The sequence below is a fragment of the Streptomyces mangrovi genome (assembly GCF_900114215.1).
In the GTDB taxonomy this organism is placed as follows: Bacteria; Actinomycetota; Actinomycetes; order Streptomycetales; family Streptomycetaceae; genus Streptomyces; species Streptomyces barkulensis.
The window spans coordinates 90,644-116,238 of record NZ_FOSG01000009.1; the positions used below are offsets into that span (position 1 = coordinate 90,644).

Genomic DNA, 25,595 nt, shown 5'->3' on the forward strand with positions numbered 1-25,595 from the left:
TGGATGCGATGTGTGAGGAACTTCTTCGCGCCAACCGGTAGCCGGTCGGGCAGTCGGAAAGCGCACTTGACCGCGGACGGCCGGATGTCTAATTTCCGTCCCGTTGTCCTTGTTGGATTCCGCGCATTCTCAATTCTCGATCACGCAGGAATCGGTGATTCGCCATGACGCAGTTCTGGTACGGCCCGCGGACCCTCGGTTCCCCGTCGGCGCGGTGGGGGCCGGGCGGCGGCACGGAGCGGGTCACCGGAACGCCCGGAGCCCTCCGGCCGTTCTCCGGAGGGCCGCTGTGAACCTCGCCGCCGAACTCGCCGACCTTGCCGAACGCCGGGGCCGGCAGCTCCTCCCGGCCTTCCACGAACCCGGGCGGACCTGGACGCACGGCGAGATCCACGACACCGCCGCCCGCGCCGCGACCGTGCTGGCGCACCACTCGGTGCGGCGCGGTGACCGGGTTCTGATCGCCCTGCACGACAGCTCCGCATGGATCGTCGCCTTCCTGGGTGCCGCCCGGCTGGGAGCCGTCGCCGTGCTCGTCAACCCCGACCTCGCCCCTGGTGAGCATGCCGGGCTGGCCGCCGACAGCGACCCCGTCCTCGTCCTCTGCCCCGAGGGAATCGCGGACCGCTTCCCGGCCCCCGCCCTCACCGGGGAGGAGCTGCTGCGCGAGGCGGCACGGGCGCCCCGCGCGGAACCCGCGCGCCTTCCGGCGGACGCCCCCCTGTACGTGCAGTACACCTCGGGTACGACGGGCGAGCCCAAGGGGGCGGTGCACCGGCACCGGGATCCCTTCCACTACCACCGCTCCACCGGATGGGGGGCGCTGCGGGCCGCGGAGCGGGACGTCACCCTGTCGATCTCCCGGCTCTTCTTCGCCTACGGTTTCGGCAACGCCTTCGTCTTCCCGCTCTTCTCCGGCGGCAGCGCCGTACTCCTGCCCCGGCGGCCCACCCCCGCCGATGTCCGCGAGGCGTGTTCCCGCCACGGTGTCACGCTGCTGTACGGCGTGCCCACCTCCTACGCCCAGCTGGTCGCGGAGGGCGATCCCGCGTCCCTGCGGACGGTCCGTGCCGCGGTGTCCGCCGGCGAGTCGCTGAGCCCGTCCCTGGCCGAACGCGCGAGCGGGCTCCTGGGGGCCCCGGTCCTGGAGCAGATCGGCTCGACGGAGGCCGGGCACGCCTTCTGCGCCAACACCGTCGAGGCCGACCGCGTCGGCACCCTCGGACGTCCCGTCGACGGCTACCGGCTGCGCCTGACCGACAAGGACGGGCGCGATGTGCCCGAGGGCGCCGAGGGGCGGTTGTGGGTGGCGGGGCCGACCCTGATGGCCGGTTACCTGAACAAACCGCGGCAGACCTCGGAGACGGTCGTGGACGGGTGGCTGGACACGGGGGACCTGGCGGTCCGCGAGCCCGACGGGAGCTACGTCCACCGCGGGCGCGCCGACGACCTGGAGATGGTGGGCGGCATCACCGTGGCCCCGCACGAGATCGAGCGGATACTGCAGGAACACCCCGGAGTGCTGGAGGCGGCGGTGGCCGCGTGCCCCGACGAGCGCGGGGCGACCAGGCTGCGGGCCTTCGTCGTCCCCCGGGAGGGCGGATCGGTCCGGCCGCCCGGCGCGGAGGAACTCCTCGGGCGGCTGACCGGCCGGGTGGCCCGCTACAAGGTGCCCCGGTCCGTGGTCTTCGTCCCCGAACTGCCGCGTACCCCCACCGGCAAGTTGCGCCGGTTCGTCCTGCGCCGGACCGGGGGGAACAGGCCGGGCCCGGCCGAGTGACCGTCATGCGCCGAAGCGGAGGAAGCGGCCTGTGCGCACACTGCTCGTAGACAACCACGACTCCTACACCTTCAACCTCTACCAGCTTCTCGCCCGCACCTACGGCACGCCGCCGCACGTACTGGCCAACGACGATCCGCGGCTGACGGCGTCCCTCGCCGGCCGCTTCGACGCGATCGCGGTGTCCCCGGGCCCGGGACGCCCGCAGCGTGCGCGTGACACCGGGCGCGCCCTGGACGTGGTGCGGGAGAGCGGTCTGCCGACGCTCGGCGTGTGCCTGGGCCACCAGGGACTCGCCCGGCTGGCCGGTGCCCGTGTCGTCCCCGCCCCCCGTCCCCGGCACGGGCACCTGACCCGGGTGGAGCACCGGGGTGAGGGGCTGTTCGCGGGGCTTCCGCAGGGGTTCACGGCCGTCCGCTACCACTCGCTGTGCGTCACCGGTCTGCCCGACGACGTCGAGGCCGACGCCTGGGCCGAGGACGGTGTGCTCATGGGTTTCCACCACCGGTTCCGCCCCTGGTGGGGGGCGCAGTTCCACCCGGAGTCCATAGCCACCGAGTACGGTGCCGAACTGCTGGAGAACTTCCGGGAACTGGCGACGGCCCACCGGTCCCCTTCGCCTCTTCCGGTTCCGTCATCCCGCCCGGTCCCTTCGCCTCTTCCGGCCCGAGCCCCGGGAAAGCCCCGCACCCTCTCGGACGGGCGTCCGCGATGGACACTGCACCACGCGCGTCTGCCGTACGCCGTCGACGCCGGCACGGCGTTCCGGGAGCTGTGCGCCGACCGCCCGTACGCCTTCTGGCTCGACAGCAGCCGGACCTCCTCCGAGACGGCCCGCTTCTCCTTCGTCGGCCACCCGGACGGCCCGTCGGGCGAGGTGCTCCGCTACGCCGTGGGCACCGGGCACGTGGAGGTGCTCGACGCGGACGGGCGCCACCGGTGCCGGCTGCCCGGCGGCATCTTCGACGTCCTGGACCGGCGGACGCGCGAACGCCCCGCCCCCCACGCCCCCGAACTCCCCTTCGGTCTCAAGGGCGGCTACGTCGGTTACCTCGGCTACGAGGTGAAGGCCGACTGCGGTTCGCCCAACGCCCGTTCCTCGTCCACGCCGGACGCGGTGTGGATGACGGCCACCCGGTTCCTGGTCGTCGACCACGAGGAGAACGACACCTGGCTGGTCGCCGCGAGCCTTGATGAGCCCGCGGAGCTCGCGGACGCGAGGCGATGGCTCGCCGAGGCCGCCCGGCGGGCACCGAACTGGCGCCGGCCGGACGGCGACCGGAGCGCCGAACCGGCCGAACCGGCCAACGGGGTGGACCCCGAGGCGTGGCTGGAGGCACCCCGCGGGGTGTACCTGGAACGTGTCCGCGCCTGCCTGGACGAGCTGCACGCGGGCGAGAGCTACGAGATCTGCCTGACCACCGAGGCGAGGATCCCCTTCCGCGGCGACGCGTTCGCCCTCTACCTGCGCCAGCGGGCGCTCAACCCCGCGCCGTACGCCGCCTACCTCCAGGCCGGCGACACCCGCGTGCTGTGCTCGTCCCCGGAGCGCTTCCTGAAGATCGGCGAGGACGGCGTGGCGGAGGCGAGGCCGATAAAGGGCACCGCACCGCGCCACCGGGACCCGGCCGAGGACGCCCGGGCCGGGGACGAGCTCGCCTCCTCGCCCAAGACCCGCGCGGAGAACCTGATGATCGTGGATCTGCTCCGCAACGACCTGGGGCGGGTCTGCGGAATCGGCAGTGTGGACGTGCCCTCCTTCATGAACGTGGAGTCCTACACCACCGTGCACCAGCTCGTCACCACCGTGCGGGGCCGGCTCCTGCCCGGCGTCGGTCCGGTGCGGGCCGTCCGCGCCTGCTTCCCCGGGGGGTCCATGACCGGCGCCCCCAAGCTCCGGACCATGGAGATCATCGGCCGTCTCGAGGACCGTCCGCGCGGTGTGTACTCCGGGGCCCTCGGTTTCATCGGTCTCACCGGGGCGGCCGATCTGAACATCGTCATCCGCACCGCCGTGGCGCACGGCGGTTGCCTGGACGTCGGCGCGGGAGGGGCCGTCGTGCTCGACTCGGATCCGGCCGCCGAGTACGAGGAGATGCTGGTGAAACTGCGTGCTCCGCTGCGGGGGCTGGCCGCCCCCGACACGCCTGTTGCGGACCGCGGAAAGATTATTGTTCGATCCTCCGCGTTCGGGTAACAAGTTAGACCGTTACCGGCCGACGCAGGTACGAACCTGTGCCGGTCCCAACTCCTGGCGAACGGGGGAGTTCCCGATGCACAGAAGCCGCAGACACCGGAGGGAACACCGGGGGTCGCCGCTGTCGCCGCCCTCGCGTCCGCTGACCTGACCGCGAGCCGTGCCGTCACCGGACAGCCGGACGGCGCCGCCGCGTCCCATGTCGCCCACGGCCGGCCCCAGCGCTCCGCCGGCCGTGGGCGTTTGCTCCATCTGTGTATATGGGGGTCAGATGAGATCTACAGCAGTGTGTTCCCTGTGCCCGGTGACTTCTCTGCACGTACTGGTGGCCGGCGGGCCGAAGGTGCTGCGCAGAGGTATCGAGGCGCTCCTGACCGAGACGGACGACGTCGCGGAGGTCGTGTCCGTCCCGGACGGCGCGAGCGCCGCCGCGGAGGTGCGCAGACGCTCCGCCGAACTCGTCGTCCTCGTCTGCCGCGGCCCCGACGACGCGACGGAGGAGGCGCTCTGCGCGATCCGTGCCGAGGGCGCCACCTCCCTCGTCATCCTCGGCGACTCCGACCCGACGTTTCTGGAACGCGCCGCCCGGTACCCCGCCGACGGCTTCATGATGACCGAGGAACTCAGCGAGGACTCGCTGAGCAGGGCCCTGGACGCCCTCTCCCGGGGTGAGATGCCCTTCCCCCCGGTGCTGGGGCGCATCGCTCTCTCCGCACTGCGCGAACCGCTGCTCCCCCTGCAGCAGCCCGTACTCTCGCCGCGGGAGCGCGAGACCCTGGTGCTGCTGGCGATGGGGCTCAGCAACAAGGAGATCGGCCTCAGGCTGGACATCACCGAGCACGGCGCGAAGCGGCACGTCAGCCGTATATTGTCCAAGTTGAACTGCTCCAACCGGACCATGGCCGCGCGAACCGCTCACCGCATGGGTTTACTCGCCGACGCCGACCGGTGAACCCACCGCCCGAGTGCGCTCCGGTCCCACCCCGAACTCACCGCGAGCGCGCCGACAGGGACGCCCGCCGCCGAGAGGAGGACCGCATGACACGGATTCGACCGGTTCGGGGCGACATCACCGAGCAGCGCGTCGACGCGGTGGTGAACGCCGCCAACTCCTCCCTGCTGGGCGGCGGAGGCGTCGACGGGGCGATCCACCGCAGGGGAGGCCCGGAGATCCTCGCCGAGTGCCGGGCCCTGCGTGCCTCCCGCTACGGCAGGGGCCTGCCGACCGGACAGGCGGTGGCCACCACGGCCGGGCGGCTGCCCGCGCGCTGGGTGATCCACACCGTGGGACCGGTCTTCAGCCGGGACGAGGACCGCTCGGAACTGCTCGCCTCCTGCTACCGGGAGTCCCTGCGGGTGGCCCGCGAGCTGGGCGCCCGCACCATCGCCTTCCCCGCGGTCTCCACGGGCGCCTACGGCTGGCCGCCGGAGGACGGGGCCCGCACCGCGCTGCGCGCGGTGCGGGAGGAGGCCGGGCGGGAGGAGGAGGCCAGGGCGTTCGAGGAGATCCGCTTCGTCCTGTTCGACCGGCGGGCCTACGAGGCCTTCGCCGCGGCGATGTGACCACTGCCCCGCCGGCGGACGGTCGGCGGGAAGCACGGCCGGAACGTTTTTCCGCGAGACCCTGATATCGCGTCAGACCTTTCGGCAGACTGTGCCCCGGCGCTCGGGGCGGTCGGAGCGCCGACTGGCCGGATCACGGGGGTGGATACGGGCATGGGCGTGGGAAGCGGGAGCGGTGCGGCTGCGTCGGGCGGTGGCGGAGCCACCCAGGGCGGTGGGCGGCCGTCCGGGGCGTGTTCGCCGCGTGGCACGGGCTACTTCCTGGAGTGGATCGGCTCTCTGCTCCGGCGGCCCCGGAGGGACCGTGACCTCCCTCTGGTGTGGCTCGGGGGCGAGGGCGCCACCGCCGTCCTCGACTCCCTGGAGAAGCGGCTGAGGACCACCGACGGGCGGCAGGTTCCCCATGCGCGGGCGGACACGGGGGAGCCGTCCGGCGCGGACGGCGTCCGCGTGCTGCTGGACAGGGTGCACGAACTGCTGTCGGTGCGGAGCTTCGGTGCCGGACACCTCGGCTTCCGGCACTACGAGGTGCTGCGGTGCCTGCTGGGGCCGTGGAACGGCGAGGGGGGCGGTGGCGGCGGCCGTGCCGAGGCCGCCGCCCGGCTGCGCAGCCGCCGGACTCCCGTTCAGGAGGGCCAGGCGGTGGACCAGGGCGGTCTCGTCGGCCAGATCGGGGCCGTGTGGCAGCTTGTGTGGTGGCTTCTGCGGCAGGGGATCCCCGCGGCTCTGTTCCAACTGGCGGTGTCCGGGCGGTTCCCCGGGATCGGCCGTCCCTACCGATGGTTCATGCGCCAGGAGTACCTGGTGCCGAGGAGCTCGGGGGGTTTCCTGGCCTTCGCCGGGTGGATCCTGGCCTTGGAGCGCAACGGCGAGCGGCGGGAGGAGATCGACAAGCTGCTGGTCCATGCCTTCCTGCAGGACCTCCGGCGGGCGTACCCCCGCCTGTCCTGGCGTGTGCGGTGCTGGCGGCGGACGGTCTACCCCGTCGTACTGGTGAAGGGGGCCGGGCCGGGGGACGCGGGCGAGCGCCTGCTCAGACTGGTCGGCGAAGTGCGCTGCGAGACGGGGTGGTGGGACCCGCTGCTGGCCGTCTACGCCCGTCGGAGGCAGCCGTGGAACACCGGCGCCCCGGAGACTTCCGCGCTCGTTCCCGTCCGGCCGGAGGAAGTCGGGAAGGGCGGCGGGACCGCACGGGAGCGGGGGCCGGGCCCGGGAAGGCCGGCCGCGGACGACACGGCCTGGCTCCTGCCGGTGGAGATCTCCGGCATGCCGGCGCAGGACGGCGGCGAGGACGGCGGCGGACCGCCGGTGATCGCACCCGGTGCACCGCGGTGGTACACCCACCGCACCTTCGCCGCCGCGCTGTGCCTGGCCCTGCTGGTGCCGCTCCTGGGATGGTCGCGGCAGTGGCTGGGCGGACCGGACTGCCTGCACCGGCCCTTCTCCGGTCAGGTGTCCGTCCGGAGCGCGGGCGGCGAGTGCGTCGGCTACAGCGACAGCGACGCCTTCCGGTTCAACGACGAGCCGGGCCAGGAGAAGCTCCAGCGGGTCCAGGAGAAGATCTTCGAGCAGAACCGGAGGGCGCGCAGGGGATGGGAGAAGAGCGACCGGCGCCGCCCCTACGTCACGGTCGTCTACCTGGGAACGCTGACGGGCCGCAACACCAATGACGACGAGGAGGCGTACGCGGCCGAGCGCCAGGAACTCGAAGGACTGGCCGTGGCCCAGTACCGGGGGATCAAGCAGCCGGCCTCCGCCGCCGACGTACCGCTGATGCACGTCGTGGTCGCCAACGCCGGTTTCCAGATGAGGCATGCCGCCCCGGTGATCGACATGATCGCGGACCTGGCGCGCGGCGGGGGAGAGGCCCCCGTCATCGGTGTCGTGGGGCTGGTGGAGAGCCGCAAGAGCACATTCCGGGCCCTGAAGAGGCTCAACCAGGAGGGGATCCCCGCGATAGCACCGACCCTCTCCGGTGAGGGCATGTACCAGGGGTCCTCGCTCTACCTGCAGATCGCCACCCCCAACAGGGACCAGGCCACCATGGTCGCCGAGTACGCGAGGAGCCGGGGCATCCGGAAGGCGCGCGTCTACTACACCGTCGGCGAGCGCTCCAGCCGGGAGGACGACATCTATGTCTCCACCCTGGTGGAGGAGGTGAGGAAGAAGGTCGAGGGCGTCGAGTACGTCGAGGACTTCATGGCCAAGGGGCTGCGGAGGGAGGAGTGCGGCTACCCGGGGATGCTGTTCTTCGCCGGACGGTGGTCGGAGTTCCACGACTTCCTCAGGGGCCTGGCCACCTGCGAGGAGCAGCCGCGCCTCCTGGTGGCCGACGACTCGGTCAACCGCTACATGGCCAACCCGTCGCTGCGCAGGAGCGCGCCGGCCGGCCTGCCGCTCGTCTTCGCCTCCAAGGCCCCCCTGGCCACCTGCGAGGCCCTGCGCTCCCGGGCCCGGGAGGGGCGGGACGGAAGGGCGGCCAAGTTCCTCCAACTGGTCAGCACGACCCTTGGGGACCGTCCTCTGGAGACACCGCGCTGCACCGGCCCGGAAGGAGAGGCCCCGGAGGAGCCGGTGGGCGAGCGCGTCGGGCTCGCCCACGACTCGGCCCTCCTGCTGCTGGAGGCCGTCGAGTCGCTGACCGAGCGTGTCCGGGTCCCCGGCGAGACGTGGGACCCGCGGCTGGTCGGCCCGGTGACGGTCCACACCGAGGTGCTTCGTCTGAACGGCGAGAGGCCGTTCTCCGGCGCCACGGGCCAAATCAGGTTCCACCGTGGCGGAGGGGAGCCGATGGGCCGGACGATCTCCTTTCTGAAGGTCGGCGACATCACCGACCTCGACGAACCGCCCCGGGAGGTGTTCCGCTGCGAGGGCACCGGCGCGGACGGCGAGATCGACTGCGCCGCCCTGGCCGCCGGCACCGGCGGCTCTCAGCGGTAGAGCAGGTACGGGCGGCGCGCCCGTTCGAAGGCGCGCACCTCCTCCCGCCAGGCGGCCGTGATCTCCTCCACGTCCTTGCCCGCGTCGATCATCTCCCGCAGCCGGGGTGAGCCGGAGAGCTTGTCGATCCAGAACGGGCGCCCGGTGTCCCAGGAGTCCTGGCGCCAGGCGAAGTCGGGGTGGCGGCGCGCCTCCACCAGCATCGCCACCGCCGTGGGGATCGGCTCGTAGCGGAGCGGGTCGGTGACGTGGATCTGGACGCCCGCGCAGGTGGTGCCGGTGTGCTTGCCGAACGTCGGCACGAAGTAGCCCTCGCGGAACCGCACCCCCGGCAGTTTCCGCGCATTCAGCCGGTCGCCGTAGCGGTGGTCCAGGTACGGCGCGCCGACGAACTCGAACGGTCGGGTGGTGCCGCGCCCCTCCGAGAGGTTGGTGCCCTCGAAGTAACCGGTCCCGGCGTAGACCACGGCGGTGTCCGCGGTCGGCATGTTCGGGGAGGGCGGCACCCAGGGCAGGCCGCTGCCGTGCGCGGTGGAGTACGGGTCCCAGCCGCGCACCGGCACGACCTCCAGCTCCGCCGGCTCCCCGCCCCCGCCCTCCTTCGGCAGCAGCTCGCCGTTGAAGTAGCGGGCCAGTTCGCCCACCGTCATCCCGTGCTGCTGGATGATCACCTCGGCGCCGACGCCCGAGGTGAACTCCTCGGTCATCAGCGGGCCGTCGGCCCGCCGCCCGATCGGGTTGGGACGGTCCAGCACGACGAAGCGGGCGCCGGTGGAGCGGGCGGCGACCATCGCGTTGTACATGGTCCAGATGTAGGTGTAGAAGCGGACGCCGACATCCTGGATGTCGAAGACGATCGTGTCCGCCCCGGCCCTGGTGAACAGCTCGGCCAGCTTCGCCGCGCCCGCCCCGTACGCGTCGTACACCGTCAGGCCGGTACGCGGGTCGGTGAACTCCGGCTCGGATCCGCCCGCCTGCGCGCTGCCCCGGAAACCGTGCTCGGGGCCGAACACCCCGACGATCTCCAGCTCGCTGCGCGCGGCCATGGAGTCCACGATGTGGCCGGTGTCGCGCAGTACGCCGGTGGGATTGCTGATCACCCCGACCCTGCGGCCGCGCAGCATGGACCAGTCGCGGGCGGCCGCGACGTCGGCGCCGGGGACGACGCCCCGGCCGCCGGAGCGGCTGCCGCCCGCGGCGGTGGCGGCGGCGGTGGCGGGGGGCAGAAGCGGGGCGGCCAGCGCGGCTGCCGCGCCGCCGGCGAGGAGGGATCGGCGGGAAGGCATGCGGGGAAGCTAGCCGCGGGCGTGCTGAGCGACAAGAGGCCACGCACGGTGACAGAGGTACAGAGCAATGACGGCGCCCCGACGGAGCAGCCCCGGTCGCGCCCGCCCGGTGCTCACCCCGCGCCGCCTCCTTCGGGGGCCGGATCCTCGACGAGGACCACCTCCAGGGTGCGCGGGCCGTGGACGCCCTCCACCCGGTCCAGCTCGATGTCGCTGGTGGCCGACGGGCCGGAGATCCAGGTCAGCGGACGGGCCGGGGCGAGCCTCTCCAGTGCCTCGGGCACCGACGCCACCACCTGCCCGGGGGCGCGCACCACGCAGATGTGGTGGTCGGGGATCAGGGTGATGCGTCGGCGTCCCTGCCCGGGGCCGCCGTCCAGCACGATCGTGCCGGTCTCCGCGATCGCCACCGCGCACCCGGTCACCACGCTGTCCACCGAGTCCAGTTCGCGTGCGGTGGAGGCGGCGCGGTCGTGGACACGGACGGGGTCGGCGGCCTTCAGCCAGTGCGGCGGCAGACCGGGCGGCACCAGCACCGTGGCGCTGCCGCGCGTCGCCAGCAGACGGCACAGCAGCAGGGGCAGGCCGTCTTCGCCGGTGCGGTGCACCACGGCGCGGTAGTCCGCCAGGTTCTCGGCCAGTAGCCCGGTGAGCGCCCCGGCCGCCCCGGTCCCGGACGGGAGACGGGCGCGCGCGTACTCCCGGGGGACGGGGACGTCGTCCGGCGTCTCGGAGCGCGGTACGTCCCGCAGGGCGCCGCGGATCCGCCCCAGCACCGTCTCGCGGTCGCTCATCGGTCGCCTCCCCCCTCTGCCCGCCCTGCCCGCTCCGTCTGCTCTGCCTGCCCTGTTTGATCTGTTTGATCTTCCCGGCCCTTCCGCCCCCCGCTCCCGTTCCCCCGTTCGCGCAGCCACCAGTCGCGGAAGGACTCGGCGGGCACTTCGGGCAGCTCTCGGCTCGCCGTCCAGGCCCGGCCCGGTCCCGGCAGGCGGCGCGGGTGCAGCCGCCTGGTGCGGGAGGCCAGCCGCTGGCCGGCCCGCAGCGCCGCCGGATGCTCGAAGACCCAGCGGGCCGCCCGCATCGCCGCGCGCTCGGCGGCGTGGCCGCGGGCGGGGCGGATGGTGGTGCGCCGTCCGCGCACCGTCGCCTCGCCGCCCTCCACGACGCGTTCGCGCAGATGGACCAGGACCTGGGGGATGTCGATGGCCACCGGGCAGACCTCGTAGCAGGCCCCGCACAGCGAGGACGCGTACGGCAGCGAGGCGTCCAGCTCCGTGACCGTGCCGCGCAGCTGGGGGGTGAGGATCGCGCCGATCGGGCCCGGATAGGCCGAGCCGTAGGCGTGCCCGCCCGCCCGCTCGTAGACCGGGCAGACGTTCAGGCAGGCCGAGCAGCGGATGCAGCGCAGCGCCTGGCGGCCCACGGTGTCGGCCAGCGCGTCGGTGCGGCCGTTGTCCAGCAGCACCAGGTGGAAGTCGCGCGGGCCGTCGGCGCCCTCGGCATCCGCGGCCCCCGTCCACATCGAGGTGTAGGGGTTCATCCGCTCGGCGGTGGAGGATCGGGGCAGCAGTTGGAGGAAGACCTCCAGATCGCGCCAGGTGGGCACCACCTTCTCGATGCCGACCACCGAGATCAGTGTCTCGGGCAGGGTCAGGCACATCCGCCCGTTGCCCTCGGACTCCACCACCACCAGTGTGCCGGTCTCGGCCACCATGAAGTTGGCGCCCGAGATCCCTACCTTCGCGCGCAGGAACTTCTCCCGCAGGTGCAGCCGGGCGGCCTCGGCCAGCTCGGCCGGCTCCTCGCTCAGATCCTCGGGCGCGGGGCGGCCCCAACGCCCCATCTCGGAGCGAAAGATGTCACGGATCTCGCCGCGGTTGCGGTGGATGGCGGGGACGAGGATGTGCGAGGGCAGGTCGTCGCCGAGCTGGACGATCAGCTCGGCCAGGTCGGTCTCGTAGGCGCGGATCCCGGCCGCCTCCAGGGCCTGGTTCAGGCCGATCTCCTGGGTGGCCATCGACTTGACCTTGACCACCTCGCTCTCGCCGGTGGCTCGGACCAGCTGAGTGACGATCCGGTTGGCCTCGGCGGCGTCGGCGGCCCAGTGGACGGTGCCGCCCGCGGCGGTCACGGCCTCCTCCAGCCGCTCCAGGTAGTGGTCGAGGTGGCGCAGGGTGCGGTCCTTGATCGCCGCGCCGGCGGCACGCAGCCCGGCCCAGTCCGGCAGTTCGGCGACGGCCCGCGCGCGCTTGGCGCGGATGGTGCCGGTGGCGTGGCGCAGGTTGCCGCGCAGCCGCGTGTCACGGACGGCCGCGGCGGCGGCCTCGGGGAAGGCGGGCATGCCCAGGAACGTCCCACCGCTCATCGCGCCGCCTCCCGCGTGCCGCCCGCCGTGCCGCCCGCCGTGCCGTCGGTCGCCGTGCCGCCGTCCGTCGAGGCCAGGATCTCGGCGAGGTGGACGGGCCGGACGGCCGAACCCCGCCGGGCCAGGGTGCCGCCGATGTGCATCAGACAGGAGTTGTCCACCGCGCACACCGCCTCCGCCCCCGTTCCCTCGATGCCGCGCGCCTTGTCCGCGCCCATCGCCGCCGACACCGCCGCGTTCTTCACCGCGAACGTCCCGCCGAAACCGCAGCACTCCCGCGCGCCCGGCAGCTCCACCAGCTCCAGGCCGCGCACGTTCTCCAGCAGCCGCCGGGGCCGGTCGCCCAGCCCCAGCGTCCGCAGGCCGTGGCAGGTGGGGTGGTAGGTCACCGTGTGCGGGTAGTACGCGCCCACGTCCGTCACCCCCAGCACGTCCACCAGGAACTCGCTCAGCTCGTACGTCCTGGAAGCCGCACCGGCCACCTCGTCCGCCCTCCGGCCCCCGAAGGCCCGGGCGGCGATCCGCGGATGGTTCTCGCGCACCATCGCCGCGCACGAACCGGACGGGGTGACGATGTGGTCGTAGCCGCGGAAGACCTCGGCGAAGCGGCGCACCAGCGGCTCGGTCTCGCGCCGGTAGCCGGTGTTGAACTGGGGCTGCCCGCAGCAGCTCTGGGCGAGGGGGAAGTCCACCTCCACCCCCAGCCGCTCCAGCACGGCCAGAGTGGCCCGCCCGGTGCCCGGGTAGAGCGTGTCGGTCACACACGTCACGAACAGCGCTACCCGCATACCGCGGCCTCCGCCCGACGCCAGGCTGCCCGGTCACCCATGGGCTCATGGTGCCGCAGCGGATGGGTGGCGCGCAGCAGGGAGCGCAGCGCCGCCAGGTCGCCGCGCACGGCGCCGGCCGCGCGCGCCTGGACCAGCACGCTGCCGAAGGCCGCCGCCTCGGCCGGGCCCGCCACCACCGGCAGCCCGCAGGCGTCGGCCGTCAGCCGGCACAGCAGCTCGTTGCGCGCCCCGCCGCCGACGATGTGCACCACCTCCACCTCCCGCCCCGACAGCCGCTGGGCGTCGGCGACCGCCCGGCGGTGGGCCAGGGCCAGGGAGTCCAGTACGCAGCGGACCGTCTCGGCCGGATCGCGGGGGACCGGCAGGCCGGTGCGCCGGCACGCCTCGGCGATCCGCGCGGGCATCCGCCCCGGCGCCAGGAAGGCCGGATCGCCGGCGTCCACCACCGAGCGCAGCGCGGGCGCCTTCGCCGCCTCGCGCAGCAGCACCGCCAGGTCCGGCGCGAGCCCCTCGGCCTCCCAGGAGCGCAGACACTCCTGGAGGAGCCACAGGCCCATGATGTTGCGCAGATAGCGGACCGTGCCGTCCACGCCCAGTTCGTTGGTGAAGTTCGCGGCGCGCGACTGCTCGGTGAGCACCGGCGCCTCCAGCTCCACACCGGCCAGCGACCAGGTGCCCGTGGCGATGTACGCGAACGCCCGCCCGCTCTGTGCGGGGACCCCGGCCACGGCGGAGGCGGTGTCGTGCGAGCCGACGGCCGTCACCGGCACCGGCCCGGCCAGCCCGCACTCCTCCAGCACCTCGCCCAGCAGCTCGCCCGCCGGATCCCCCGGCCGCCGCAGCGGCGGGAACAGCGACAGGTCGACGCCGAACGCCTTCGCCACCGGCCGCGCCCAGTCGCCGGTGCGCGGGTCGACCAGCTGGGTGGTGGAGGCGTTGGTCAGCTCGGTGCCCGCCTCGCCCGTCAGCCAGTACGCCACCAGGTCCGGGATCAGCAGCAGGCGCCGGGCGGCGGCCAGCGCGGGCGTACCGCGGGCCGCCACCAACTGGTGGAGGGTGTTGAACGGCTGGTACTGCAGGCCCGTGGCGGCGTACAGCTCCTCGGGCGGCAGCACGGCCGCGGCCCGCCCCGCGGCCCCCGCCGTACGGCCGTCGCGGTAGTGCACCGGATTGCCCAGCAGCGCGCCCGAGGCGTCCAGCAACCCGTAGTCCACGGCCCAGGAGTCGACGCCGACCGAGGCCAGACGTCCCCCGGGCGCGGCCCGGCCCGCCTCCCGCAGCCCGTCCAGCACACCCCGGTACAGGCCGAGGACGTCCCAGTGCAGGGTGCCGCCGACGCGGACGGGACGGTTGGGGAAACGGTGCGCCTCGCGCAGCTCCAGAACGCCCGGCCCGGCCGTGCCCACCATGGCGCGCCCGCTGGAGGCGCCCAGGTCGACGGCGGCGAAGGACAGGGGGGAGCGCGGTGGTGGGGCAGGGGGCACGGTGGACCTCGCGGGACGGTGGGTTGGGCCCGCCCGGCGACCGCGGTGGCCGGGCGGGGGATCTGGGGGGCGTCAGCGCAGGAAGGCGGCGGCCACGCCCGCGTCGACGGGGATGTGCAGTCCGGTGGTGTGGCTCAGCTCGCCGCCGGTGAGGGCGAACACCGCGTTCGCCACGTGCTCGGGCAGCACCTCGCGCTTGAGGAGGGTGCGCCGGGCGTAGAACTCGCCGAGCTTCTCCTCCGGCACCCCGTACACCGCGGCACGCCGCGCCCCCCAGCCGCCGGCGAAGATGCCGGAGCCGCGCACCACGCCGTCGGGGTTGACGCCGTTGACGCGGATGCCCGCCTCGCCCAGTTCGGCGGCGAGCAGCCGCACCTGGTGGGACTGGTCGGCCTTGGTGGCGCCGTAGGCGATGTTGTTGGGGCCCGCGAAGACCCCGTTCTTGGAGGCGATGTAGACGATGTCGCCGCCCAGTCCTTGCGCGGTCATCACCCGGGCGGCCTCGCGGGAGACCAGGAAGGAGCCGCGGGCCATGATGGCGTGCTGGAGGTCCCAGTCCCTCGCGGTCGTCTCCAGCAGGGGCTTGGAGATGGAGATGCCCGCGTTGTTGACCACCAGGTCCACGCCGCCGAAGGCGAGGACGGCCGCCGCGAACGCCCGGGCGATCTGCTCCTCGTCGGTGACGTCCACCGTCACCGCCACCGCCTTGTCGGGGCCGCCCAGCTCCCCGGCGACGGCGGAGGCCCTCTCCGCGTCGAGGTCGGCGACCACCACGCACGCGCCCTCGGCGGCCAGCCGGTGCGCGATGGCCCGCCCGATGCCCGACCCGGCGCCGGTGACCAGCGCGATCCGGGTGGCCAGGGCCTTCGGCTCCGGCATCCGCCGCAGCTTGGCCTCCTCCAGCTCCCAGTACTCGATGCGGAACTTCTCGCTCTCCTCGATGGGGGAGTAGGAGGAGACGGCCTCGGCCCCGCGCATCACGTTGATCGCGTTGACGTAGAACTCGCCCGCCACCCGCGCGGTCTGCTTGTCCTTGCCGAAGGAGAACATCCCCACCCCCGGCACCAGGACGATCGCCGGGTCCGCCCCGCGCATCGCGGGGGAGCCGGCGGTCGCGTGCCGCTCGTAGTACGCCCGGTACTCCGCGCGGTACTCGGCGTGCAGCTCCTTCAGCCGGGCGACGGCGTCCTCCAGCGGCGCGGTCGCCGGCAGGTCCAGGACCAGGGGGCGGACCTTGGTGCGCAGGAAGTGGTCCGGGCAGGAGGTGCCCAGGGCCGCCAGACGCGGATGCTCCGCGCGGGAGAGGAAGTCCAGCACGACGCCGGTGTCGGTGAAGTGCCCGACCTGCGGCCGGTCGGCCGAGGCGACGGCGCGCACGTACGGCGCCAGCGCGGCGGCGCGCGCCCGGCGCTCGTCCTCCTCCAGCGGCCCGTAGCCCTCCAGGACCGGGCCGAACGGCTCGGGCCGGCCGCGCTCGGCGAGGAACGCCTCGGCGGTGCGGATGATGTGCAGCGAGCTGGCCTCGCACTCGTTCGAGGTGTCGCCCCACGCGGTGATGCCGTGCCCGCCCAGGACGCAGCCGATCGCCTGCGGGTTGGCCTCCTTGACCGCGGCGATGTCCAGCCCGAGCTGGAAGCCCGGACGCCGCCACGGAACCCAGACGACGGTGTCGCCGAAGCACTCGGCCGTCAGCCTCTCGCCGTCGGCGGCGCAGGCGAGCGCGATGCCGGAGTCGGGGTGGAGGTGGTCGACGTGGGAGGCGTCCACCAGACCGTGCATCGCGGTGTCGATGGAGGGGGCCGCGCCGCCCCGGCCGTGCAGGCAGTGGTCGAACGCGGCGACCATCTCGTCCTCGCGCTCCACCCCCGGATACACGTCCTTCAGCGCGCGCAGCCGGTCCAGGCGCAGGGCCGCCAGCCCGCCGGCGGTCAGCGTGCCCAGGTCTCCGCCGGAGCCCTTGACCCACAGCAGTTCGGTCCCGCCTCCGGTCACGGGGTCGGTGCCGGTGCCCTTGGCGGAGGTGTTGCCGCCCGCGTAGTTGGTGTTGCGCGGATCGGATCCCAGCCGGTGCGAGCGCGCCAGCAGCGCCTCGATGGTCTCCCGCTCCGTCCTGCGGTCGCCGTCCATGTCCCTCACGCTCCCCAGCCGGCCTGGCGGCCGCCCTTGCGGTCCTCGGTGATCCGCTCGGCCCATCCCGAGCGGTGGTAGGCCGCGACCGGGTCCGGGTCCAGGCCCATCTCCTCGCGGACCTCGGCCAGCAGCGGCCGTACGTCGGTGTTGTAGGCGTCCATCAGCACGGCGTTGGCGGCCAGCACGTCGCCGCACGCCTGGGCCGCCGACAGCGCCTCGCGGTCGACCAGCAGGGCCTTGGCGGTGGCCTCCTGGACGTTCATCACCGAGCGGATGATCGCGGGGATCTTCGCCTCGATGTTGTGGCACTGGTCGAGCATGAAGGCGGTCCGCGGCCCGTAACCGCCGCCGCGCACCACCTCGTACATGATCCGGAAGAGCTGGAAGGGGTCGGCCGAGCCGACCATCAGGTCGTCGTCGGCGTAGAAGCGGGAGTTGAAGTCGAAACCGCCCAGCTTCCCCTCGCGCAGCAGCACGGCCACGATGAACTCGATGTTGGTGCCCGGCGCGTGGTGACCGGTGTCCACCACCACCTGCGCCTTCTCGCCCAGTCTCAGGCAGTGGGCGTAGGCGGTGCCCCAGTCGGGGACGTCGGTGGTGTAGAAGGCCGGCTCGAAGAACTTGTACTCCAGCAGCATCCGCTGCCCCCCGCCGAGGCGCTCGTACACCGCGGCGAGCGCCTCGGCCAGCCGCTCCTGGCGGGCGCGTATGTCGTCCTGGCCCGGGTAGTTGGTGCCGTCGGCGAACCACAGCTTCAGATCGCGCGAGCCGGTGGCGTCCATGATGTCGACGCACTCCAGCAGATGGTCCAGCGCCTTGCGCCGTACGGCCGCGTCGGGGTGGCAGACGCTGCCGAGCCGGTAGTCGTCGTCCTGGAAGACGTTGGAGTTGATCGCGCCGAGGGACAGGCCGCGCTCCTTCGCGTACCGCGCCAGCCCGGCGTAGTCGTCGACCCGGTCCCAGGGGATGTGCAGGGCCACGGTCGGCGCGACGCCGGTGTGCGCGTGCACCCGGGCCGCGTCGTCGAGCTTCTCCCGGGGGGTGCGCGGGACACCGGGCTGCGCGAAGACCTTGAAACGTGTTCCGGAGTTGCCGTAGGCCCACGAGGGCGTCTCGATGGCCTGTTTCCTGAGGGCCGCCTTCACGGCGGACACGGCGGTCATGCGTCAGAGCTCCCGAGGTCCGGACGGCTTCGTGAATCGTTTCATCGCCGGAAAGCTATGGGGGTTCCGATGAGGGTGTCAAGGGGCGGGGGGCGGGCGAGGTCCAGAGGCGCAGAACTCCCCGGACATTCGAATTTTTCCACCCGCGGGCCGTTGACGGAGGCCGGGGAGTGCCCCTACCGTCCGTGAGCACCTCCATGAAACCTTTCACGGAGGTGCTCACGGTCGTCCACGGCTTCCCACGAGGAGGAACGCGTGCAGCGCGTCTGCTTTCTGCTGAAGGTCCGCGCCGACCGGCTGGCGGAGTACCGCGAGCGGCACGCCGCCGTCTGGCCGGAGATGCTCCGCGCCCTGAGCCGGAGCGGCTGGCGCAACTACTCGCTCTTCCTGCGCGAGGACGGACTCCTCGTCGGCTATCTGGAGACCGAGGACTTCGCCGCGGCCAGGGCCGCCATGGAGGCCACGGACGTCAACGCCCGCTGGCAGGCGGAGATGTCCGGCTTCTTCGAGTCCCCGGACGGCGCGCGGCCGGACGAGGCCATGCGCCCCCTCACCGAGGTCTTCCACCTCGACTGACGGCGGTGACGCCCGTGGTGGCGCCGCGGGTTGTGCTGAGCCCCCGGCCCCGGAGCGGGTGCGTAGCATGGGCGCGCGGCCCCGGGCCGGGCGCCGCGGACAGCAGGAAACGGGAGACGGTCGGGCTCGTGGCGCGCATGGTGGGGATCAAGGACGTGGCACGTCAGGCGGGGGTGTCGGTGGGCACCGTCTCCAACGTCATCAACCGGCCGGAGATGGTCGCCGAGGAGACCAGGACCCGGGTGCAGGCGGTGATAGCGCAACTCGGCTATGTGCGCAGCGAGTCGGCGCGGCACCTGCGGGCGGGCCGCAGCCGGATCATCGCCCTGCTGGTGCTGGACATGGCCAACCCCTTCTTCGCCGACGTCGCCTCCGGCGCCGAGCGGGCGGCGCGGGAGGAGGGGCTCGGGGTGATGCTGTGCAACAGCGCGCAGAGCCCCGCGGAGGAGGCCGACTACCTCTCCCTCTTCGCCGAGCAGCGGGTGCGCGGCGTCCTGGTCACCCCGGTCGACACCTCCGGCCGGAACCTGGCCGACTTCCGCCGCCACGACATCCCCTACGTCGTGGTGGACCGGGTGCTGGACAGCGCCGACGAGGGCTGCTCGGTCTCCGTCGATGACGTCACGGGCGGATCGCTGGCCGCCCGGCACCTGCTGGCCCAGGGGCACCGGGAACTGGTCTACGTGAGCGGCCCGATGCATCTGTCGCAGTGCCGCGACCGGCACACCGGCGCGCTGGCGGCCCTGAGCGAGGCGGGGCTGCCCCACACCGCGCTGCGGCGGATCGAGGGCGAACGGCTGGACGTGGCGGCCGGGCGGGACGCCGGCGCCAGACTGCTGGGGATGACGCCCAGGCCGACGGCGGTGTTCTGCGCCAACGACCTGCTCGCGCTGGGGGTGCTCCAGGCGCTGTTCGCGGCCGGGGTGTCGGTGCCGGGGGAGATCGCCCTGGTCGGCTACGACGACATCGAGTTCGCCGCGGCGGCGGCCGTACCCCTGACCTCGGTGCGGCAGCCCGCCTTCCGGATGGGGCGCGCGGCCGCCGACCTGCTCATCGAGGAGACCGGGGAGGCGGCCGCCGGGCACCGGCACCAGCGGATCGTGCTCCAGCCCGAACTGGTCGTCCGGGACTCCAGCATCTCCGCGCCGCGCCACTGAACCGCGGCCCCACCGGCCCCACCGGATCCGTCTCCGGTCGTCGCCCCCGGTCGGGTCGGACGAGCCGGCCGACGAAGTGGACGAGGCCGGCGAGCAGACCGGTGACGAGGTCCGTCGGGAACTTTCCCCTTGTGCATGCCGGGACGGATGCCTCCGTCTCCCGGTGGGGCTCCGGGGTGGGGGGGTGGTGACGCTCCACGGCGCGCCAATCGCACAACGTGAGCGCCGCGTGTCCCGCGGTCACCGCGCAGCCGTTCCCCTCGCCGTCACGCCCACAGGTGGTTCCCCGGATGTACGTTCGCCTTCCGGGGAGCGGCCGAGGATGTCCCGCACCGCACGGACCGCGGCCCGGCCCGCGCGGCTCGCGCCGACGGTGCTCGCCGAGGGGCCGTAGCCGACCAGGTGGATCCGCGGATCGCGCACCACGCGGGTGCCGTCCATGCGGATGCCGCCGCCGGGCTCGCGCAGCCGCAGCGGCGCCAGATGGCCGATCGCGGGGCGGAAACCGGTGGCCCACACGATGCCGTCCGCCGCGATGAAGCGCCCGTCGTCCCACTCCACACCGCCGGGGGTGATCCGGTCGAACATCGGCAGGCGCCGCAGCACTCCGCTGTCCCGGGCGCGCCGCATCTCCTCGGTCATGGGCAGCCCCGTCACGGAGACCACGCTGCGCGGCGGCAGCCCGTCGCGCACGCGCTCCTCCACCAGGGCGACCGCCGCACGTCCGCGCTCGGCGTCGAACGGCCCCTCGGTGAAGACCGGCTCGCGGCGGGTCACCCAGGCCGTGGCGGCGGCGACCGGTGCGATCTCCAGCAGATGCTGCACGGCGGAGGTGCCGCCGCCCACGACCACCACGCGCTCGCCCGCGAAGAGGCCCGGCCCGGGATAGCGGGAGGTGTGGAACTGGCGGCCGGCGAAGGACTCCTGACCGCGCACCCGGGGCCAGTAGGGGCGGTCCCAGGTCCCGGTGGCGTTGATCAGCGCCCGGGCGGCCCACACCCCGGCGTCGGTCTCCACCAGCAGCCGTCCGTCCCCGGCCTCGCGCACCGCGCGCACCCGCACCGGGCGCCGTACCCGCAGGCCGAAGGCACGCTCGTAGTCGGCGAAGTACCCGCCGATCACCTCGGAGGAGGGACGCTGGGGATCGGCGCCGGCCAGCTCCATGCCGGGCAGGGAGTGCATCCCGTGCACCCGGCCGTAGGTCAGGGTGGGCCAGCGGAACTGCCAGGCCCCGCCGGGACGCGGGGAGCGGTCCAGGACGACGAAGTCCCGGCCGGGCTCGTACCCGGCGCGCCGCAGGTGGTAGGCGCTCGACAGCCCCGCCTGCCCGGCGCCCACGACCACGACATCCACCTCGGAGAACTCCATACCCCGGCCAACCACGGGCGGGGCCGGATGCTTCCCCGGGCGGGGACAGGCCCCAGGATGGAAGCATGAGCGATCACTTCAGCACCCGTACCCTTCACATCACCACCGGCTCGGACGAGACCGTCGCCGACCTCACCCGCGAATGCGAGGGATTCCTGGCCGAAGTCGCCGGCGGCCGCGACGGGCTGCTCAACGTCTTCGTCCCGCACGCCACGGCCGGCATCGCGGTCATCGAGACCGGGGCGGGCAGCGACGACGACCTGCTCGCCGCGCTGCGCGACCTGCTGCCCGCCGACGGCCGGTGGAGCCACCGGCACGGCAGCCCCGGCCACGGCCGCGACCACGTCCTGCCGGCCCTCGTCCCGCCGCACGCCACCCTGCCGGTGATCGGCGGGCGGCTGGAGCTGGGCACCTGGCAGTCGGTCTGCCTGGTGGACACCAACGGCGACAACCCCGACCGGCGGGTGCGGCTGTCCTTCCTGGGCTGACCGCGTCGCCGGGCCGGGGCAGAGCCGGACCGGAATGCTGGGAGCCCTCCCAGTCTGGTCCAGGCCAATGCTACGGTCACCCCGGCGCCCGGGGGCCGGGCGGCGTTTCGGCGGGGAAGACCAGGAGAGGGGCGGCGCAGTGGACGGTGCGGGCGGCGGACGGCGGGCGTACATCGGGTCCTACACCTCGGCGGGCGGGCGCGGCATCACCACGGCCGCCGTCGACCCGGACACCGGGGCGCTGACGGTGCTGCACCACACGGACGCGGTGCCCGACCCCTCCTACCTCGTGCCGGGGCCGGGCGGGGGGATGCTCTACGCGGTGAGCGAGACCGAGGACGGCCGCGCCGCCGCGCTGTCCCTGGCCGACCCCGACCGGCCGAGCCCCGCCGGGGCGCCGGTGTCCGTCGAAGGCGCCGGCCCCGCCCACCTGACCTGCGCGGCCGGACAGCTGATCACCGCCAACTACACCTCGGGAAGCGTCAGTTCGCTGCCGCTGCGGCCCGACGGAACCCTCGGCGCGCAGCCGGCCGTACTGTCCCACAGCGGCCGCGGACCGGTGCGCGGGCGGCAGGAGGGGCCGCACGCCCACGCCGTGGTCGCCGACGCCTCGTGGCGCTGGCTGCTGGCGGTCGACCTCGGCGCCGACACGGTGTGGGTCTACCGGCTCGACCACGCCGCCGCCGCGCTCCGCCCGCACGGGCGGACACCGCTGCGGCCCGGCAGCGGACCCCGGCACCTGGCCTTCCACCCGCGCGGCGACCGGGCGTACGTCGTCAACGAACTGGTCTCCACCGTGGTCTGCTGCCGCTGGGACCGGGCGAGCGGTGTTCTGGAACCCGCGGGGGAGGCCGGCACGCTGCCGGCGGGCTCCGGAGCGGAAGGGGGGAACCACCCCTCGGAACTGGTGGTCTCCGCCGACGGCCGCTGGGCCTGGGCGGCCAACCGCGGACACGACAGCATCGCCGTACTGGCCCTGGAGCCGCACGGCGCGGGTATGGAGCTGGTCACCACCGTCCCCTGCGGTGGGCACTGGCCGCGCGACCTGGCCCTGGACCCGGCCGGGCGCAGACTCTACGCCGCCAACGAGCGCTCGGGCGACGTGACCTGGTTCGACATCGACCCGGACACCGGGGTGCCGCACCGGGCGGGCTCGATCCAGGCTCCGGCCGCCACCTGCGTCGTCCTCGGCTGAGGGCTCGGCCGGCAGACCGGCCGAGAGGCCGGCCGGGGCCCGGCCCGCCGTCCGGCCGCCGTGCGGCCCGCGACCCGGCGGGCCGCAGGGGGGAGGGCCCGGGTCAGTGGGCCTGCGCCCCCTGCGGCGACCGCTGGGCGATGCCGAGCTTCGCGGCGTAGGTGGAGGCCACCAGCCTGCCCACCGCCGTGTAGGAGCCCAACGGCTCGGCGGCCTGGCAGTCGGCCTCCCGCACCGCGGACTCCAGCAGGCCCTCGGGAACCTCGGGGCCGATCAGGCAGGGCGCCAGGGCGAGCTGCTGGGAACCGGCCTCGCGGAGCTGCTCGGCGGCGCGGGTGACGGCGCCCTCCTCGTCCAGCCCCGCGGACAGCACCGGCACCGTCAGACGCGCGGCCAGCAGCATTCCGGTGATACCGGCGGCCTGCACGGCCTCCTCGCCGCCCATGGCGGCCAGGATGATGCCGTCGGCGGCGGTCGCCACGGTGAACAGCCGGGCGCGGTCCGCCCGGGCCAGCCCCGCCTCCGAGAGCCTGACGTGGACGGCCTCGGCCAGCAGTGGGTGCGGGCCGAGTACATCGGTCAGCTCGGCACCGGAACCGCTCTCGAGCACGGCCTGGCGTATCCGGCGCATCTGCGCTCCGTCGGGCCCGGCCAGCAGGGGGACGACCACCGCGAGCGGGGCCTCCTCGATCCGGCGGCGGGCCGCCTCGGCCTCGGCCTCCACCTCGGCGGCCTCCGCGCCCGCCTCCACCGCCTCGGCGGCAGCGGCCTCGACGGCGGCCGTCGCCGCGGCGGCCCGGGAGGCGCGGTCGGCCGCGGCCTGCGTCAGCACGCCCTGGAGGGCGGGGAACTCACCGTCCTCGCCGTCCACGAAACCGATCCGGGCGTCGAGCCCCGGCAGTTCGGAGCGGGCGATGCTCAGGATCTCCTCGGCAAGGCTCCGGGAGGTGCCGGAGGGTACGCCGGGGACGGCCAGCACCAGAGCGGGCGCACCCTCGGGCGCTATGGCGGGCTGAGGCCGGCGGTGCCGTCCGGACTGTCGGGGACGCGGCATTCGTACGGGCAGGCCGTTTGCGGGGCCAGTGGGGGTGCTCATGGCGCCGCATGCTAATGCCTTGGCGGGTTCGGCTGTTCGGGCGGGGCGGAGGAGTGCCGGTCTGTCCCCTTTCGTCCCGCGCGTCGCGGTGACGGCCCCATCTCGCTGTGTTACCAGGCATGGCCGGTCGGCAAGCCCGGTTCCGCGTCCGTCTCACCGGATGTGGAGGAGGGCCGGGTCCCGCGGCAGCCGCAGTGAGTCCCGGGCCAGCCGGCCGGCCAGGAACAGGGCTCCGGCCAGGGGGTCTCCCGCCGCCGGGACGGTCCGGGCGTGCGGCAGCCGTACGGCCAGCTCCCGGCGCAGGGGCGCGAGCAGCGGCTCGCCGGCCTTGAAGAGCCCGCCGGTCAGGGCGACGAGGCTGCCCCCGGACCCGGGGCAGACGGCGGCGGCGCTCTCGGCGATGTGGACGGCCGCCTCCTCGACGACGCGCGCCGCCACCGGATCCCGCTCGGCGCACCCGGTCACCTCCGGGGCGAACGAGGCGAGCACCGCCGGGCGGTCGGTACGCGGATACAGCTTCCCCGGCAGGGAGGCCACCGGGCCGAAGACGGCCTCGGCGCGGGCGAGCAGCGCGGCCGATCCGCCCGGCCGGCCGTCATGGGCCCGCATCGCCGCCTCCAGGCCGGCCCGGCCGATCCAGGCACCGCCGCCGCAGTCGCCCAGCAGGTGGCCCCAGCCGTCGGCGCGCCGCCAGGAACGCAGGTCCGTACCCGTCGCGATCATCCCGGTCCCGGCGGCGACCACGGCGCCGGGACGCTCGCCCAGCGCGCCGGCGTACGCGGTCACGGCGTCGGCGGCCAGCGCCACGCGCCGGGCACCCAGTTCCCGGGCGAACGCCTCCGGCGCAACGGCGCGCAGTTCACCGCCGAGCGTCGCCATCCCCGCCGCCCCCACGCACACGGTGTCGATCCGGAGTCCGGCCGGGTCCGTCCCGGCGGCATCCGGTTCGGCGGCGGCCAGCAGGGCACGGGCCCGGGGCAGTACCAGCTCCAGCAGATGGTCCGCCTCGATGCCCGCGGGGCCGGTGCGCACCGGGCGTTCGGACACGGCGGTGCCCACCGGGGCCGGCGCCGCCGCGGGGCCGTCGCCGACGGCCCGGGCGAGGGCGACGCGCAGTCCGGATCCGCCCGAGTCGACCCCCAGGACCCAGGGGGCCGGGCGGCCCGTCACGGCAGGCGCCAGTCGACCGGCTCCCCGCCCTGCCGCACCAGCAGTTCGTTGGACCGGCTGAACGGGCGCGAACCGAAGAAGCCGCGGTCCGCCGACATGGGGGAGGGGTGGGCCGACTCCACCGCCGGGTACGCCTCCAGCATCGGCCGCAGATTCCGGGCGTCCCGGCCCCACAGAACGGCCACCAGCGGCTTGCCGCGCGCCGCCAGCGCCCGGATCGCCTGCTCGGTGACCTCCTCCCAGCCCTTGCCGCGGTGCGCCGCCGGCCGGCGCGGCGCGGTGGTCAGCGCCCTGTTGAGCAGCAGGACGCCCTGCCGCGTCCACGGGGTGAGATCGCCGCTGGACGGCCGGGGCAGTCCGAGGTCGGCCCGCAGCTCCCGGAAGATGTTCTCCAGACTGCCGGGCAGCGGGCGCACGTCGGGGGCGACCGAGAAGCTCAGCCCGACGGCGTGGCCCGGCGTGGGGTACGGGTCCTGGCCCACGATGAGGACCCGTACGTCGTCGAAGGGCTGCTGGAAGGCGCGCAGCACGTTCGGCCCGGCGGGCAGATAGGTGCGCCCCGCGGCGATCTCCGCGCGCAGGAAGTCGCCCATCGCGGCGATGCGTCCGGCCACCGGCTCCAGCGCCTTGGCCCAGCCCGGTTCGACAAGTTCACTCAACGGTCGTGCTGCCACGGGCGGTCACTCTACTGGGTCGGCCCGGTGCCTCTCAGCCGGTCGCGCCCACCGGCCGCGGTCCGCGGGGCCGGCCGTGCGCGCCGTGGATCCCGGCGACCTCGAACCCGGCCGCCGGTGCCCGCCGTGCCGCGTCGGTGAACCGTCCGACCGCGTCGTCGATCTGCTCCCG

At 74.2% G+C, this 25,595-nt stretch carries 20 protein-coding genes and 1 pseudogene; 9 read left to right on the forward strand and 12 right to left on the reverse strand.

Going from position 1 to position 25,595, the window contains the following annotated elements:
• Positions 1-289: 289 nt before the first annotated feature.
• From BM237_RS14755 to BM237_RS14775, 5 genes are all read left to right on the forward strand, one after another.
• Entirely contained in the window at positions 290-1,780 is a 1,491-nt protein-coding gene (locus BM237_RS14755) for an AMP-binding protein (RefSeq protein ID WP_107415233.1), read from the forward strand.
• A 31-nt stretch (positions 1,781-1,811) separates the two neighbouring features.
• Positions 1,812-3,977: an aminodeoxychorismate synthase component I gene (gene pabB / locus BM237_RS14760; RefSeq protein ID WP_093850098.1), complete on the forward strand. Its 2,166-nt coding sequence runs from the start codon at positions 1,812-1,814 to the stop codon at positions 3,975-3,977.
• A gap of 304 nt (positions 3,978-4,281) precedes the next feature.
• The gene (locus tag BM237_RS29585) at positions 4,282-4,929 is read left to right on the forward strand and encodes a LuxR C-terminal-related transcriptional regulator (RefSeq protein ID WP_240957832.1); all 648 of its coding nucleotides are present in this window, start codon (positions 4,282-4,284) and stop codon (positions 4,927-4,929) included.
• A gap of 86 nt (positions 4,930-5,015) precedes the next feature.
• Entirely contained in the window at positions 5,016-5,540 is a 525-nt protein-coding gene (locus tag BM237_RS14770; protein ID WP_093850099.1) for an O-acetyl-ADP-ribose deacetylase, read from the forward strand.
• Positions 5,541-5,858: 318 nt separating this feature from the next.
• A complete protein-coding gene (locus BM237_RS14775; RefSeq protein WP_093850100.1) occupies positions 5,859-8,480 on the forward strand; it encodes a hypothetical protein in 2,622 nt (873 codons plus the stop codon).
• Here BM237_RS14775 and BM237_RS14780 read toward each other — a convergent pair.
• From BM237_RS14780 to rhaI, 7 genes are all read right to left on the reverse strand, one after another.
• Positions 8,471-9,766, reverse strand: a complete 1,296-nt coding sequence (locus BM237_RS14780) for an exo-beta-N-acetylmuramidase NamZ family protein (RefSeq protein WP_093850101.1) — start codon at positions 9,764-9,766, stop codon at positions 8,471-8,473. The two genes, BM237_RS14775 and BM237_RS14780, sit on opposite strands and share 10 nt — an antisense overlap.
• Before the next feature lie 113 nt (positions 9,767-9,879).
• Positions 9,880-10,560 (reverse strand): LutC/YkgG family protein, encoded by a 681-nt coding sequence (locus BM237_RS14785; RefSeq protein WP_093850102.1) that lies wholly within the window; start codon positions 10,558-10,560, stop codon positions 9,880-9,882.
• Positions 10,557-12,131, reverse strand: coding sequence for a lactate utilization protein B (locus BM237_RS14790; RefSeq protein ID WP_093850103.1), 1,575 nt, complete (start codon positions 12,129-12,131; stop codon positions 10,557-10,559). The genes BM237_RS14785 and BM237_RS14790 overlap by 4 nt, the downstream gene beginning before the upstream one ends.
• The gene (locus BM237_RS14795) at positions 12,128-12,919 is read right to left on the reverse strand and encodes a (Fe-S)-binding protein (RefSeq protein ID WP_093850104.1); all 792 of its coding nucleotides are present in this window, start codon (positions 12,917-12,919) and stop codon (positions 12,128-12,130) included. The genes BM237_RS14790 and BM237_RS14795 overlap by 4 nt, the downstream gene beginning before the upstream one ends.
• Positions 12,910-14,406, reverse strand: a complete 1,497-nt coding sequence (locus BM237_RS14800; protein ID WP_281253924.1) for a rhamnulokinase — start codon at positions 14,404-14,406, stop codon at positions 12,910-12,912. Before BM237_RS14800 ends, BM237_RS14795 begins: the two co-directional genes overlap by 10 nt.
• A 72-nt stretch (positions 14,407-14,478) precedes the next feature.
• Positions 14,479-16,533: a bifunctional aldolase/short-chain dehydrogenase gene (locus BM237_RS14805; RefSeq protein ID WP_093850105.1), complete on the reverse strand. Its 2,055-nt coding sequence runs from the start codon at positions 16,531-16,533 to the stop codon at positions 14,479-14,481.
• 5 nt (positions 16,534-16,538) lie between these two features.
• Positions 16,539-17,699 carry an L-rhamnose isomerase gene (rhaI, locus tag BM237_RS14810; protein ID WP_093850106.1) on the reverse strand — a complete coding sequence of 387 codons (1,161 nt, stop codon included), beginning with the start codon at positions 17,697-17,699 and terminating at the stop codon, positions 16,539-16,541.
• A gap of 255 nt (positions 17,700-17,954) precedes the next feature.
• On the opposite strand from rhaI, the gene BM237_RS14815 reads away from it, so the two are divergent.
• Positions 17,955-18,275, forward strand: a complete 321-nt coding sequence (locus BM237_RS14815; protein ID WP_093850107.1) for an L-rhamnose mutarotase — start codon at positions 17,955-17,957, stop codon at positions 18,273-18,275.
• Between the two features lie 137 nt (positions 18,276-18,412).
• Positions 18,413-19,432: a LacI family DNA-binding transcriptional regulator gene (locus BM237_RS14820; RefSeq protein ID WP_093850108.1), complete on the forward strand. Its 1,020-nt coding sequence runs from the start codon at positions 18,413-18,415 to the stop codon at positions 19,430-19,432.
• A gap of 240 nt (positions 19,433-19,672) precedes the next feature.
• On the opposite strand, the gene BM237_RS14825 is transcribed toward BM237_RS14820, so the two are convergent.
• Positions 19,673-20,800 (reverse strand): FAD-dependent oxidoreductase, encoded by a 1,128-nt coding sequence (locus BM237_RS14825; protein ID WP_093850109.1) that lies wholly within the window; start codon positions 20,798-20,800, stop codon positions 19,673-19,675.
• A 65-nt stretch (positions 20,801-20,865) separates the two neighbouring features.
• On the opposite strand from BM237_RS14825, the gene BM237_RS14830 reads away from it, so the two are divergent.
• Entirely contained in the window at positions 20,866-21,288 is a 423-nt protein-coding gene (locus BM237_RS14830) for a secondary thiamine-phosphate synthase enzyme YjbQ (protein WP_093850110.1), read from the forward strand.
• Between the two features lie 139 nt (positions 21,289-21,427).
• Positions 21,428-22,483 (forward strand): lactonase family protein, encoded by a 1,056-nt coding sequence (locus BM237_RS14835; protein WP_093850111.1) that lies wholly within the window; start codon positions 21,428-21,430, stop codon positions 22,481-22,483.
• 103 nt (positions 22,484-22,586) lie between these two features.
• On the opposite strand, the gene BM237_RS14840 is transcribed toward BM237_RS14835, so the two are convergent.
• From BM237_RS14840 to BM237_RS29955, 4 genes and pseudogenes are all read right to left on the reverse strand, one after another.
• The gene (locus BM237_RS14840) at positions 22,587-23,579 is read right to left on the reverse strand and encodes a sirohydrochlorin chelatase (protein ID WP_175541014.1); all 993 of its coding nucleotides are present in this window, start codon (positions 23,577-23,579) and stop codon (positions 22,587-22,589) included.
• Between the two features lie 153 nt (positions 23,580-23,732).
• Positions 23,733-24,749 carry an N-acetylglucosamine kinase gene (locus BM237_RS14845; protein ID WP_093850113.1) on the reverse strand — a complete coding sequence of 339 codons (1,017 nt, stop codon included), beginning with the start codon at positions 24,747-24,749 and terminating at the stop codon, positions 23,733-23,735.
• The gene (locus BM237_RS14850; RefSeq protein WP_093850114.1) at positions 24,746-25,423 is read right to left on the reverse strand and encodes a uracil-DNA glycosylase; all 678 of its coding nucleotides are present in this window, start codon (positions 25,421-25,423) and stop codon (positions 24,746-24,748) included. Before BM237_RS14850 ends, BM237_RS14845 begins: the two co-directional genes overlap by 4 nt.
• A gap of 73 nt (positions 25,424-25,496) precedes the next feature.
• Positions 25,497-25,589, reverse strand: a pseudogene (locus BM237_RS29955) (hypothetical protein); the annotation flags it as partial.
• Positions 25,590-25,595: the final 6 nt, after the last annotated feature.

Coding starts and splice junctions, on each gene's coding strand:
- BM237_RS14820 (WP_093850108.1), top strand. CDS start 18,413: ATGGTGGGGATCAAGGACGTGGCACGTCAGGCGGGGGTGTCGGTGGGC.
- BM237_RS14785 (WP_093850102.1), bottom strand. CDS start 10,560: ATGAGCGACCGCGAGACGGTGCTGGGGCGGATCCGCGGCGCCCTGCGG.
- BM237_RS14825 (WP_093850109.1), bottom strand. CDS start 20,800: ATGGAGTTCTCCGAGGTGGATGTCGTGGTCGTGGGCGCCGGGCAGGCG.
- BM237_RS14770 (WP_093850099.1), top strand. CDS start 5,016: ATGACACGGATTCGACCGGTTCGGGGCGACATCACCGAGCAGCGCGTC.
- BM237_RS14805 (WP_093850105.1), bottom strand. CDS start 16,533: ATGGACGGCGACCGCAGGACGGAGCGGGAGACCATCGAGGCGCTGCTG.
- BM237_RS14790 (WP_093850103.1), bottom strand. CDS start 12,131: ATGAGCGGTGGGACGTTCCTGGGCATGCCCGCCTTCCCCGAGGCCGCC.
- BM237_RS14795 (WP_093850104.1), bottom strand. CDS start 12,919: ATGCGGGTAGCGCTGTTCGTGACGTGTGTGACCGACACGCTCTACCCG.
- rhaI (WP_093850106.1), bottom strand. CDS start 17,699: ATGACCGCCGTGTCCGCCGTGAAGGCGGCCCTCAGGAAACAGGCCATC.
- BM237_RS14840 (WP_175541014.1), bottom strand. CDS start 23,579: ATGAGCACCCCCACTGGCCCCGCAAACGGCCTGCCCGTACGAATGCCG.
- BM237_RS14780 (WP_093850101.1), bottom strand. CDS start 9,766: ATGCCTTCCCGCCGATCCCTCCTCGCCGGCGGCGCGGCAGCCGCGCTG.
- BM237_RS14830 (WP_093850110.1), top strand. CDS start 20,866: ATGAGCGATCACTTCAGCACCCGTACCCTTCACATCACCACCGGCTCG.